This is a genomic window from Bordetella petrii (assembly GCF_020991325.1).
GTDB lineage: Bacteria > Pseudomonadota > Gammaproteobacteria > Burkholderiales > Burkholderiaceae_B > Bordetella_A > Bordetella_A petrii_E.
In genome coordinates this window covers 1-12,026 of record NZ_JAJMLX010000135.1, presented here as the reverse complement: position 1 = coordinate 12,026, position 12,026 = coordinate 1, and the positions used below count along the sequence as shown (strand labels likewise).

The window sequence follows — 12,026 nt, the reverse complement described above, 5'->3', positions numbered from 1 at the left end:
CCGCTTGCGCGGGCTGCCCCGCCGCCCAACGCGCCGCCCCCGCCTGCCCGGGCACCGCGGGACTGCGTTGGGGTAGATTGCACCGCTGCCCGCTCTGGGCTCAAGCGGGATGGCCGAGTGCCATCGTTATCGATATGAGAGGCTGTCAGCCGGGGTGCACTGGGTGTGGGGCGGGGCGAGTTGACCGGCGGGGCAGCCTGCGCAGCAGGCCGAGGGTGCCCGGATGCACCCGAGCCCGACGGGCTTCGCCCCGCCCCACACCCAGTGCACCCTGGCGGTTCAAGAACCCAACTACCCCGCAGCCGGCAAATAACGCATCTATAGCAGTCAGCACACAGGGATCTAGGGCAGCGAGCACACGCATTGCCCAATATTTGCCCAATCATGCTAGAATTATCAGCTTTCCCTCATTCCGGCTGGGTAGCACGGGCGGGTAACAACGCTTAGGCCAGCTACGGGTTCACACCCAAGGCACCGCGGAATAGGAAGAAATTCTTGCTGGGCTGTTCTGGCAAGAAAATTTTTACCTTCTAGGAACCAATCATGAAGACCTTTGTGGCCAAGCCGCATGAAGTCCAACGTGACTGGTTTGTGATCGACGCCAAGGGCAAAGTCCTCGGTCGTGTGGCCAGCGAAGTCGCACGTCGTCTGCGTGGCAAGCACAAACCTGAATTCACGCCGCACGTTGATACCGGCGATTACATCGTCATCATCAACGCCGCCGATATCGTCGTCACGGGTAACAAGGCGCAAGACAAGAAGTACTTCCGCCACACCACGTACCCGGGCGGTATCCGTGAAACGAACTTCGAGAAAATGCAGCAGCGTTTTCCCGGCCGCGCCATCCAGAAGGCCGTCAAGGGCATGCTGCCCAAGGGTCCGCTGGGCTACGCCATGATCAAGAAACTCAAGGTGTACGCCGGTGCCGAGCACCCGCACACCGCTCAGCAGCCCAAGCCGCTGGATATCTAAGGAAACGCCATGATCGGTAACTGGAACTACGGAACCGGCCGTCGCAAAACCTCGGTGGCTCGTGTTTTCATCAAAAAGGGATCGGGCAAGATCGTCGTCAACGGCAAGCCCGTCGACGAGTTCTTCGCGCGTGAAACCGGCCGCATGATCGTGCGCCAGCCGCTGGAACTCACCGGCCACCTCGAATCGTTCGACATCAAGGTCAACGTGCACGGTGGCGGCGAAACCGGCCAGGCCGGCGCGGTGCGCCACGGCATCACCCGTGCCCTGATCGACTACGACGCGGATCTCAAGTCCGCTCTGTCGCAAGCTGGCTTCGTTACCCGCGACGCCCGAGAAGTCGAACGTAAGAAAGTCGGCTTCCGCAAGGCACGTCGGCGCAAGCAGTTCAGCAAGCGCTAACGTTCCCCAAAAAGGCCGCGAAAGCGGCCTTTTTGCATTGGGGCAGCCCACGAAGCGATACAATCTTTTTTCGTCCTACGGAAGCACCACACCATGGCCCACGCATCGAACTCCCGCATCAAGGTTGGCATTGTCGGCGGCACCGGCTATACCGGCGTCGAACTGCTGCGCCTGTTGTCGCAGCACCCCAACGTGGAACTCACCGCCATCACGTCCCGCAAAGAAGACGGGCTGCCGGTGGCTGACATGTATCCCAACCTGCGCGGCCGCGTGAAGCTGGCGTTCTCCGCTCCCGAAAAGGCCGATCTGGCCGGTTGCGATGTGGTGTTCTTCGCCACCCCGCATGGCGTGGCCATGGCACAGGCGCAAGAACTGCTGGCCGCTGGCACGCGCATCATCGACCTGGCGGCCGACTTCCGCCTGCAGGACACCGCCACGTTCGAACGCTGGTACAAAATGCCGCATTCGTGCCCGGATATCCTGGCCGACTCCGCCTATGGCCTGGTTGAGCTCAATCGCGAAGCCGTGTCCAAGGCGCGCGTCATCGGCAACCCCGGCTGCTATCCCACCACCGTGCTGCTGGGCCTGGCGCCCGTGCTCGAAAACGGCGCCAAGCTGGTCGATACCCAGACCCTCATTGCCGACTGCAAATCGGGCGTGTCCGGCGCCGGCCGCAAGGCCGAAGTGGCCACGCTGTTCTCGGAGTCCAGCGACAACTTCAAGGCCTATGGCGTGGCCGGGCACCGGCACCATCCGGAAATCTCCGAACAACTGGAAAAACTGGCCGGCGGCAAGGTGGGCCTGACTTTCGTGCCGCACCTGGTGCCCATGATCCGCGGCATGTTCTCGACGCTATACGCGCGCATCCGCCCCGAAGCCATGGACACCGACTTCCAGGCCTTGTACGAAAAGCGCTACGCCGACGAACCTTTTGTCGACGTCATGCCGGCCGGCAGCCTGCCCGAAACCCGTTCCGTGCGCGCATCGAACAACCTGCGCATCGCCGTGCAACGTCCCGGCAACGGCGACCTGCTCATCGTGCTGGTCATTCAAGACAATCTGGTCAAGGGGGCCTCGGGCCAGGCCGTGCAGAACATGAACCTCATGTTCGGCCTGCCCGAATCCGCCGGCCTGGACCAGGTTGCCATCCTGCCGTAAGTTTGCGCCGGGTGCGTGCCCCTGCGGGCCGGCCCGGCAGTATTGATGTCCAAGCAATCTGAATCCGCCCCCGGGCCGCGTCCCGAGTCCAGCATGCGATGGCTGTTGCCGGTGTGTGCACTGCTCGTCGGGCTGGCTGCCGGCGGCGCGGCGGGCTACCAGTACGCGCGGCAGTCCACGGCCGTGTCCGACTCGGTCGTGGTCAGCGCCGAACAGGCCGCCGCCCAAGATGCCGCCGTGCGCCAAAGCCAGGCTGAAAGCCGTTTCCTGCGTGCCCAGCTGGATACCGCAGACGGTGAAATCGCCGTTGAACGCGCCGCCCGCCAAGAACTGGAAACCCAGTTGCGCAGCACCCAGGACGAACTCGGTCGCGTCCGCGACCGCCTGGCGTTTTTCGAACAACTGCTGCCGCCTGGGCCGGAGGGCGCGGTGGATATCCGCGGCGCCGAGATCCAGCGCGAAGGCGCGGGGCTGAAGTACCGTGTATTGCTGATGCGCAGCGGCCGCAGCGAAACGCCGTTTTCGGGCATGCTGCGTTTCCAGGCCGCCGGGGTGCTGAAAGGCGAAACCGTGTCGGTGGACTTGGCCCCCATGCAGGTCAAGGCCGATACGCCCGCCGACCCGGGGGCCGTGCCCGCGGCCGGGGGCGGACCTCTGGCCCTGCAGTTCGACCAATACCAGCGCAACGAAGGCGTGCTGGAACTGCCCCAGGGCTTTGTCCCCGAAACCGTCACCATCAGTGTGCTGGAAGGCAGCACCGTGCGCGCGGCTCGTACCATCAAGCTGGAATTTTGAACCCGCCCGCGTCTGCGCTATAGTGAACACATCGTGGCGGCGTTGCCGCCCATATAGATACGGCCGTTCGCGGCCAGGAGCTCTACCATGAATGCAGTGACCGAAACCGTCGACCTCCAGGCGCCGCCCACGCCGTTGGTTTTTACCGATAGCGCCGCGGCCAAGGTCAAAGACCTGCTGGCCGAAGAAGGCAACCCCGAACTGAAACTGCGCGTGTTCGTTCAGGGCGGCGGCTGTTCCGGTTTCCAGTACGGCTTTACCTTCGATGAAGCCGTCAACGACGACGACACCGTGCTCGATAAAAACGGCGTTCAGTTGCTGGTCGACCCCATGAGCTTCCAATACCTGGTCGGCGCTGAAATCGACTACAAAGAAGATCTGGAAGGCGCGCAGTTCGTCATCCGCAATCCCAACGCCAGCACCACCTGCGGCTGCGGTTCGTCGTTCTCGGTGTAATTTCGCAAGCCCGCGCGGCTTGCGTGTCCAACCCCCTGCCAGGCAGGGGTTGTCGTTTGTGCTGCCTAAGCCGGGTACAGGGCACCCAGCACGCGCGGCCCACGTGCGCCGGTTACCTGGGGTACCCCGGCGGGCTGGCGGTCGGTAAAGGCCTGCGCCAGCCAGGCAAACGCCATGGCTTCCACCCATTGCGCGGGCACGCCCGCCGCGTCGGTGGCCTGTACCGGCCGCTGCAGGCAGGCCGCCAATTCCCGCATCAGGCCCGGGTTGCGTGCGCCGCCGCCGCACACCAGCACATCGCGGGTGGCGGGCGCCGCGGCCTCGAGCGCATCGGCCACGGTGCGGGCGGTAAAGCGTTGCAGCGTGGCCTGTACATCTTCGGGTGCCGGCGCCGCGGGCGCATCGTAACTTTGCAGGCGAGCGTCCAGCCAGGCAGCGTCGAACAGGTCGCGGCCGGTTGATTTGGGCGGCGGCAAGGCCAGCCAGGGTTCGCCGGCCAGCAGGTGTTCGAGCAGGGCGGATTGCACCTGCCCCGTGGCTGCCCACTGGCCGTCGCGGTCATACGGATGCCCCGTATGGCGTTGGCACCAGGCATCCAGCAGTACGTTGGCCGGCCCGGTATCAAAGCCGCGTGGAGGTTGCCCGGGTTGTAGCAGCGTCAGGTTGGCAATGCCGCCCAGGTTCAGGATGGCGCGCGCGTGCGTTGCCTGGAACATGGCCGCGTGGAAGGGCGGCACCAGTGGCGCGCCCTGGCCACCCGCCGCCACGTCGCGGCTGCGGAAATCCGCCACCACGTCGATGTGTGTCAGTTCGGCCAGCAAGGCCGGTGCATTGATCTGCAGGGTGTAGCCCAGTTCCGGGCGGTGCCGCACGGTTTGGCCATGCGCGCCAATGGCCGTCACGGTATCGGCGGCCAGCCCGGCTTGCCGCAGCAGGGCCTGCACGGCGTCGGCGTACAGCCGCGCCAGGGACTGGCTGGCCAGGGCGGCGCGATGCAGTTCGTCGGCGCCGCTGCGGTTCAGCGCCATCAACTCGGCGCGCAGGGGGGCGGGCATGGGCAATGCCGCGGTGGCCAGCACCTGCGGCGCCTGCCCGGCGCACAGGCGCACCAGTACGCCATCGGCGCCGTCCATGCTGGTTCCGGACATCAGGCCAATGAAAAGGCGGCCGGGCGTCGGGGAACGCGGGCCGCCTGATTGTGTCATGGCGAGACGCAGGCCAAGGCCGCGCTAGCGGCTGGCCAAGTTGGTGGTGGATTCCGGCAAAGTCTGCTGGAACTCGGTCAGCAGCGCCAGCTGTTGCCGATAGGGCAGCACGGCGGCCTTGAATTGGCGGGCCTCGGCGGCATCCAGGGGGCGTGACACGGGAAGATCGGCCGCCAGCGGATCGACCGGGCGGTTGCCGATGCGGAATTCGTAGTGCAGGTGCGGCCCCGTGGCCCAGCCCGTGGACCCCACGTATCCGATCAACTGGCCCTGCGAGACCTTGGTGCCGCGCTTGATGCCGGAGGCAATTCGGCTTTGGTGCGCGTAAACCGTGGAGTACTTGCCGAAGTGTTCGATGATGACCACGTTGCCGTAGCCGCGCTGCACGCCCGCGAATTCCACGGTGCCCTCGGCGGTGGAATGGATGGGCGTGCCGCTGGGGGCGGCGTAGTCTACCCCTTTGTGGCCCGTCCAGGTCTTGTGGATGGGGTGCATGCGCATGCCGAACGTGGAGCTGATGCGCGAGAACTTCAGGGCCGTGCGCAGGAACGCGCCGCGCAGGCTGGTGCCGTCGAAGTCGTAGTAGGCGCCCGATTTGCCATCGGGGCTGAACCACACGGCATTGTATGTTTTGCCCTTGTTCACGAATTCCAGCGCCAGCACGCGGCCCGCGCCGGCGTAGCGGCCCTGGTGCGAACGGACTTCGTAGACGACGCGGAACTGGTCGCCGCGGCGGATGTCGCGCAGGAAATCGACCTTGGAATTCAGGATGTCGGCCATCTGCATGGTGACCGAATCGGGAACGCCGGCGGTGTCGGTGGCGCCGAACAGCGACGATCGGATGGTGCCCACCGCCACGCGCGTCTGGCGTTCGGTGCTGTCGCTGATCTCGCGGGCCGCGTAGGAGTCATCGGACGGCGTCACCAGCAGCATCTTGGTGGTGACCTGCCCGTTGTCTTCGTCGCCAGGGGTATGGATGTACCGCAGCCATACCAGCTTGCCTTCGGAATTGGTGGCGGCCTGCACCGACCGGCCCGGGTACAGCTTGTAGATGCTGCGCGCGCTGGGGGCCTGGGTGAGGAAGCGCTGCAGCCCGGGCGCGTCGATTTCCAGGCGCTGCAGCACCGCGGACAGGGTGTCGCCCGGCCGGATGCGCGTTTCGCTGATGTAGGGGGCGGTGTCGTCGATGTGGCTGACGCTGACCTGGCCGGCTTCCAGCGGCAGAATGCTTTCGATCTGGCGCGACGGCGGCAATTCGGTGCGGTCGGGCTGTTCGACCATGCCCAGTGCGGCGGCGCCGGCGAACAGGCCGATGGCGGTAACCAGGACCGTGCGGCGCAACAGGCCGCTGCGGCGGGACGAGGAATCGGGGCGGGGGCCGAACAGGGCGGCAACTTTGCTGCGGTAGCGGGTGGCCGGGCTGTTGGAGCCTCGATTCATCGTGCAAAACCTTTCAGGGTGGCGTGAGTCCCCAGGATGCTTGCGCGGATACAGGCAGGCCCTTGCGCCATTTGGCGCGCGGCGGGCCTTGCCCTGCGGCACATCTGTGAACAACGGGTGTTTAGCCGGGACAGCAACTGTAACGGCCACAGTTGCGTATGATTAGGGCAGTATCCTAGCTGATTCGGCTAGAATTTTCGACTCATTTTCAAGCCGATTCGGTAATTTTTACACCTTTTTTGCACTTCCTGCCAGGTTGCGTCCCCGATATGCCCCAATCCGAAGCCCCTATCACCCCTGAAGTCGAGGCCGACCTGCGCATCGCCACCCGCGGCTGCGATGAACTGCTGGTTGAATCCGAGTTCGCGCGCAAGCTGGCCAAAAGCCGCGCCACCGGCGTGCCGCTGCGCATCAAGCTGGGGCTGGATCCCACCGCGCCCGACATCCACCTGGGCCATACCGTGGTCCTGAACAAGATGCGGCAGTTGCAAGACCTTGGGCATACCGTCATTTTCCTGATCGGCGATTTCACTTCCATGATCGGCGACCCCAGCGGCCGCAATTCCACCCGCCCGCCGCTGACGCGCGAGCAGATCGAGACCAACGCCAAGACATACTACGCCCAGGCCAGCCTGGTGCTCGACCCCGACCGCACCGAGATCCGCTACAACTCTGAATGGAACGACCAACTGGGTGCCCGCGGCCTCATCCAGCTGGCCTCGCGCTATACGGTGGCGCGCATGATGGAGCGCGAAGATTTCACCAAGCGCTTCAAGGGCGGCGTGCCCATCGCCGTGCACGAATTCCTCTACCCCCTGATGCAGGGCTACGATTCGGTGGCGCTGAAGGCCGACCTGGAACTGGGCGGCACCGACCAGAAGTTCAATCTGCTGGTGGGGCGCGAGCTGCAGAAAGAATACGGCCAGGCGCCGCAGTGCGTACTGACCATGCCGTTGCTGGAAGGCACCGATGGCGTCGAGAAAATGTCCAAGTCCAAGGGCAACTACATCGGCATCTCCGAGAACCCGGAATCCATGTTCGGCAAGCTCATGTCGATTTCCGACACCCTGATGTGGCGCTATTTCGAACTGTTGTCGTTTCGCTCGCTGGATGACATCGCCGCGCTCAAGGCCGGCATCGACGCCGGCGCCAATCCTCGCGATGCCAAAGTGGCCCTGGCCCAGGAAATCGTGGCGCGCTTCCATTCCACGCAGGCGGCCGATGCCGCGCTGGCGGCTTTCCAGGCGCGCTTCCGCGATGGCGCCGTGCCTGAAGACATGCCGGAAGTCGCCGTGGCGGGCGCGCCGCTGGGCATTCTGAAGCTGCTGCGCGAGGCCGGGCTGGTGGCCTCGGGGGCCGAGGCCCAGCGCAATGTCGAGCAAGGCGGCGTGCGCGTCAATGGCGATCGCATCGAAGACAAATCGTTGCAATTGCCCGCGGGCACTTATGTGGTGCAAGTGGGCAAGCGCAAGTTCGCCCGTGTTAACTTGGCAGGGTAGGAAGCGCCTACGGCCTCGCAGGAGCACGACATGAAACTTTCGAGTCTATCTTTTTCCGATAACGAATCGATTCCCGATCGCTACGCTTTCGGCAAGATCGACCCGCAGTCGCACGTTGCCCTGGCGGAAAACTTCAATCCGCAGTTTTCCTGGGACGACGTGCCCGAGGGTACCCATTCGTTCGTTCTCATTTGCCATGACCCCGACGTGCCGTCCAAGCCCGACGACGTCAATCAGGAAGGGCGCAAGGTGCCGGCCAGCCTGCCGCGGGTGGATTTCTTCCACTGGGTGCTCGTCGACCTGGACGCCGGCAAGCGCGATATCGATGAAGGCGCGTTTTCCAGCGGCATCACACCGCGCGGCAAGGGCGGGCCCCTGGCCCCCGACGACGCGCGCCAGGGCATCAACGACTACACCTCGTGGTTTGCGGCCGACCGCGACATGAACGGCGACTATTTCGGCTACGACGGCCCGTGCCCCCCCTGGAACGACGAACTGCCGCACCGCTACGTCTTCACCCTGTACGCGCTGGACATTCCCAAGCTGGGTGTGCAGGGCAATTTCGGCGGCAACGATGTGCTCAAGGCCATGCAGGGCCACATCCTGGCGCAGGACAGCCTGACGGGTATGTACACCCTCAACCCCGATCTGGCCCCCAAGCAGATCGGCGACACCGCCGCCTGACATTCCCGCGAAGCCCGGCCCCGGGCCGGGCTTGCATGAATCAGGCTCAAGTTGGTTTGAGCCGATTTGCGAGTTGCGCGGCGTTGCCCGCCATTCGCGGCCTACAGGCGCAGTTTTGCGCCTTTTTTGTGGGTGTAACGGCCGGGAGCCGGCCGCTGGCGCGGTAAACTATTGCGCATTCATCATCCAGGCTTCTTCCCTTTACGCTTCAGGAACCCCCATGTTCGACCGCAAACTCACCTTGTCCCAGGTGGACCCCGATGTCTGGGCCGCCATCCAGAAAGAAGACGTCCGCCAGGAACAGCACATCGAGCTGATCGCTTCGGAAAACTACGCCAGCCCCGCCGTCATGCAGGCCCAGGGCACGCAGTTGACCAACAAGTACGCCGAAGGCTATCCGGGCAAGCGCTACTACGGCGGCTGCGAATACGTGGACGTGGTGGAACAGCTTGCCATCGACCGCCTGAAGAAGTTGTTCGGCGCCGAAGCCGCCAACGTGCAGCCCAATTCCGGTTCGCAGGCCAACCAGGGTGTGTATATGGCCGTGCTGAAGCCGGGCGACACCGTGCTGGGCATGAGCCTGGCCGAAGGCGGCCACCTGACGCACGGCGCGTCGGTGAACGCGTCGGGCAAGCTGTACAACTTCATTTCGTACGGCCTGGATGCCAACGAAGTGCTGGACTACGACCAAGTCGAAAAGCTGGCCAAGGAACACAAGCCCAAGCTGATCGTGGCCGGCGCCTCGGCCTACGCGCTGCACATCGATTTCGAGCGCATGGCCCGCATCGCCCACGACAACGGCGCGCTGCTGATGGTCGACATCGCCCATTACGCCGGCCTGGTGGCTGGCGGCGAATACCCCAACCCCGTGCCGCATGCCGACTTCGTGACGTCCACCACGCACAAGTCGCTGCGCGGCCCGCGCGGCGGCGTCATCATGATGAAGGCCGAGTACGAAAAAATCATCAATTCGGCCATTTTCCCCGGCATCCAGGGCGGCCCGCTGATGCATGTCATCGCAGCCAAGGCCGTGGCCTTCCAGGAAGCCCTGTCGCCCGAGTTCAAGCAGTATGCCCAGCAAGTGGCCAAGAACGCCAAGGTGCTGGCCGAAACCCTGGTCAAGCGCGGGCTGCGCATCGTGTCGGGCCGCACCGAAAGCCATGTGATGCTGGTCGACCTGCGTCCCAAGGGCATTACCGGCAAGGAAGCCGAGGCCGTGCTGGGCCAGGCCCACATCACGGTCAACAAGAACGCCATCCCCAACGACCCGGAAAAGCCCTTCGTGACCAGCGGCATCCGCCTGGGCACCCCCGCCATGACCACCCGCGGCTTCACCGAAGCCGAGGCCGAGCTTACCGCCAACCTGATCGCCGACGTGCTGGACAACCCGCGCGACGAGGCCAACATTGCCGCGGTACGGGCCCGCGTCAATGAACTGACGGCGCGCCTGCCGGTATACGGCGGCTAAGCCGCGCGGCAGCCCCCAGGGCTGCTGTTTGGCGTATTTTCCCCACGCCGGCTCCGCGTTGCGGGCCGGCGTCATTACAATACGCCAAATTATTGGACTGGGGGCGGCAACATGAAATGCCCGTTTTGCGGCAACGTCGACACGCAGGTGGTGGACAGCCGGGTGTCCGAAGAAGGCGACACCATCCGCCGGCGCCGCCGCTGCCTGTCCTGTGACAAGCGTTTCACCACCTACGAGCGCATCGAACTTGCCATGCCTTCGGTCGTGAAGCGCAACGGCAGCCGCAGCGAATACGACACCGCAAAATTGCGCGCCAGCCTGTCGCTGGCCTTGCGCAAGCGCCCCGTCAGCACCGACGAAGTCGACAGCGTCGTCACCCGCATCGAAGAAACCCTGCTGGCCAGCGGGCAGCGCGAAGTGTCCACCGAACGTATCGGCGAGCTGGTCATGGCCGAACTGAAAAAGCTGGACAAGGTGGCCTACGTGCGCTTCGCGTCGGTGTACAAAAGCTTCGAAGACATCGGTGAATTCGTCGAGGCCATCCGGGAAATGCAAGGCCCCAAGCTGCCGGGCAAGCTAAGAAAATAATCTTTCCGTGTGTCAGACACCTTGTGTGTCTGGCACCGGCCATATTCCTTTTCCCATGCCGCGATGACCCGGTGTCTGGCATCCTGGCGGGAGCCAGACACCCAAAAATCCCCTCAAGGGGGCGACGCTGGCGGACCGGCGAAGCCGGCTCCGCTGCGTCCCCGGTCTGGCAGCGCCATTTTCGTTGCGGGCGAGTCGGCCCTGCGCCTGCCAGGCACCGGGGCAGCCCCCCGGCATACAATCGCAGGCGTGACTTCCCCGACCGACACCGACGATATCCACTGGATGCGCCGCGCGCTGGCGCTGGCGCGCTCCGTGATGTACACCACCACCCCCAATCCACGGGTTGGGTGCGTCATCGTGCGCGACGGCCAGGTATTGGGCGAGGGCGCCACCCAGCCGCCTGGCGGTCCCCATGCCGAAATCGGCGCCTTGCGCGATGCCGCCGCCCGCGGGGCGGCCGTACAGGGGGCCACGGTGTACGTCACTCTGGAACCCTGCAGCCATCATGGCCGCACGCCGCCTTGCGTGGACGCGCTGTTGCAAGCACGCCCGGCGCGCGTGGTGGTGGCCATGGGAGACCCCAATCCGCAGGTCAACGGCCAGGGCCTGGCGCGGCTGCGCGCCGCCGGCATCGCCGTGGCCACCGGTATCTGCCATGACGAGGCGCTGGAGGTCAATCCGGGTTTCGTGGCGCGCATGAGCCGCGGCACGCCGTGGGCGTGGGTGAAAATGGCGGCTTCCCTGGACGGCCGCAGCGCGTTGCATAACGGGGTTTCCCAATGGATCACCGGCGAAGCGGCGCGGGCCGACGGCCATGCCTGGCGGGCCCGTAGCTGCGTGGTGCTGACGGGCATGGGCACCGTGCGGAAAGACAATCCGCGCCTGAATGTGCGCGCGGTGGCCACGCCGCGTCCGCCCCGCAAGGCGGTGGTCGACGGGGGCTTCGATATTCCCGAAGACGCGCGGCTGTTCGACGGCACCGAAGTCCTGATATTCACGGCCAGGCCCGATGCCGACAAGGCCGCGCGCCTGGCCGACCGCAACGCCCGGGTCATTGCGCTGCCCGCCGAACAGCCCGGTCGCGTAGACCTGTCCGCCATGATGCGCTGGCTGGGCGAGCACGACGTCAATGAAGTCCACATCGAGGCCGGCGCGGGCCTGGGCGGCGCAATGATGTCGGCCGGCTGCGTCGATGAACTGCTGGTGTACCTGGCTCCGGTATTGCTGGGCGATGCCGCCGCCATGCTGCGCCTGCCGCTTATCGAGCACCTGGACGGCGCGTGGCGCTGCGAATTCACCGACGTGCAGCGCGTGGGCGCCGACCTGCGCCTGCGCGCCCGCGACCCGCTGCGCTGG

At 65.2% G+C, this 12,026-nt stretch carries 12 protein-coding genes; 10 read left to right on the top strand and 2 right to left on the bottom strand.

The window, feature by feature from the left end; translation table 11 throughout:
- Nucleotides 1-543 precede the first annotated feature (543 nt).
- The 5 genes from rplM to erpA all read left to right on the top strand — a co-directional run bounded on the left by rplM (nucleotide 544) and on the right by erpA (nucleotide 3,783).
- Nucleotides 544-972 (top strand): 50S ribosomal protein L13, encoded by a 429-nt coding sequence (gene rplM, locus LPZ50_RS14445; RefSeq protein ID WP_209157852.1) that lies wholly within the window; start codon nucleotides 544-546, stop codon nucleotides 970-972.
- 9 nt (nucleotides 973-981) lie between these two features.
- On the top strand, nucleotides 982-1,374 hold the full coding sequence (rpsI, locus tag LPZ50_RS14440; protein ID WP_230662163.1) for a 30S ribosomal protein S9: 393 nt from the start codon (nucleotides 982-984) through the stop codon (nucleotides 1,372-1,374).
- A gap of 93 nt (nucleotides 1,375-1,467) precedes the next feature.
- Nucleotides 1,468-2,532 (top strand): N-acetyl-gamma-glutamyl-phosphate reductase, encoded by a 1,065-nt coding sequence (argC, locus tag LPZ50_RS14435; protein ID WP_230662162.1) that lies wholly within the window; start codon nucleotides 1,468-1,470, stop codon nucleotides 2,530-2,532.
- A 45-nt stretch (nucleotides 2,533-2,577) separates the two neighbouring features.
- Complete coding sequence (locus LPZ50_RS14430) at nucleotides 2,578-3,327, top strand: DUF6776 family protein (protein WP_230662161.1); 750 nt, start codon at nucleotides 2,578-2,580, stop codon at nucleotides 3,325-3,327.
- Nucleotides 3,328-3,414: 87 nt separating this feature from the next.
- Nucleotides 3,415-3,783 carry an iron-sulfur cluster insertion protein ErpA gene (gene erpA / locus LPZ50_RS14425; RefSeq protein WP_230662160.1) on the top strand — a complete coding sequence of 123 codons (369 nt, stop codon included), beginning with the start codon at nucleotides 3,415-3,417 and terminating at the stop codon, nucleotides 3,781-3,783.
- Nucleotides 3,784-3,848: 65 nt separating this feature from the next.
- Here erpA and LPZ50_RS14420 read toward each other — a convergent pair whose 3' ends face one another.
- Nucleotides 3,849-4,988, bottom strand: coding sequence for an anhydro-N-acetylmuramic acid kinase (locus tag LPZ50_RS14420; protein WP_230662159.1), 1,140 nt, complete (start codon nucleotides 4,986-4,988; stop codon nucleotides 3,849-3,851).
- A gap of 24 nt (nucleotides 4,989-5,012) precedes the next feature.
- Complete coding sequence (locus LPZ50_RS14415; protein WP_230662158.1) at nucleotides 5,013-6,428, bottom strand: M23 family metallopeptidase; 1,416 nt, start codon at nucleotides 6,426-6,428, stop codon at nucleotides 5,013-5,015.
- Between the two features lie 269 nt (nucleotides 6,429-6,697).
- On the opposite strand from LPZ50_RS14415, the gene tyrS reads away from it, so the two are divergent.
- The 5 genes from tyrS to ribD form a co-directional block, all read left to right on the top strand.
- The gene (tyrS, locus tag LPZ50_RS14410; protein ID WP_230662157.1) at nucleotides 6,698-7,927 is read left to right on the top strand and encodes a tyrosine--tRNA ligase; all 1,230 of its coding nucleotides are present in this window, start codon (nucleotides 6,698-6,700) and stop codon (nucleotides 7,925-7,927) included.
- Between the two features lie 30 nt (nucleotides 7,928-7,957).
- On the top strand, nucleotides 7,958-8,611 hold the full coding sequence (locus LPZ50_RS14405; protein WP_230662156.1) for a YbhB/YbcL family Raf kinase inhibitor-like protein: 654 nt from the start codon (nucleotides 7,958-7,960) through the stop codon (nucleotides 8,609-8,611).
- 220 nt (nucleotides 8,612-8,831) lie between these two features.
- Nucleotides 8,832-10,079: a serine hydroxymethyltransferase gene (gene glyA, locus LPZ50_RS14400; protein ID WP_230662155.1), complete on the top strand. Its 1,248-nt coding sequence runs from the start codon at nucleotides 8,832-8,834 to the stop codon at nucleotides 10,077-10,079.
- A 111-nt stretch (nucleotides 10,080-10,190) separates the two neighbouring features.
- Nucleotides 10,191-10,667 (top strand): transcriptional regulator NrdR, encoded by a 477-nt coding sequence (gene nrdR, locus LPZ50_RS14395; protein WP_230662154.1) that lies wholly within the window; start codon nucleotides 10,191-10,193, stop codon nucleotides 10,665-10,667.
- Nucleotides 10,668-10,916: 249 nt separating this feature from the next.
- On the top strand, nucleotides 10,917-12,026 hold a 1,110-nt coding region (gene ribD, locus LPZ50_RS14390; protein WP_329957661.1), incomplete at its 3' end, for a bifunctional diaminohydroxyphosphoribosylaminopyrimidine deaminase/5-amino-6-(5-phosphoribosylamino)uracil reductase RibD.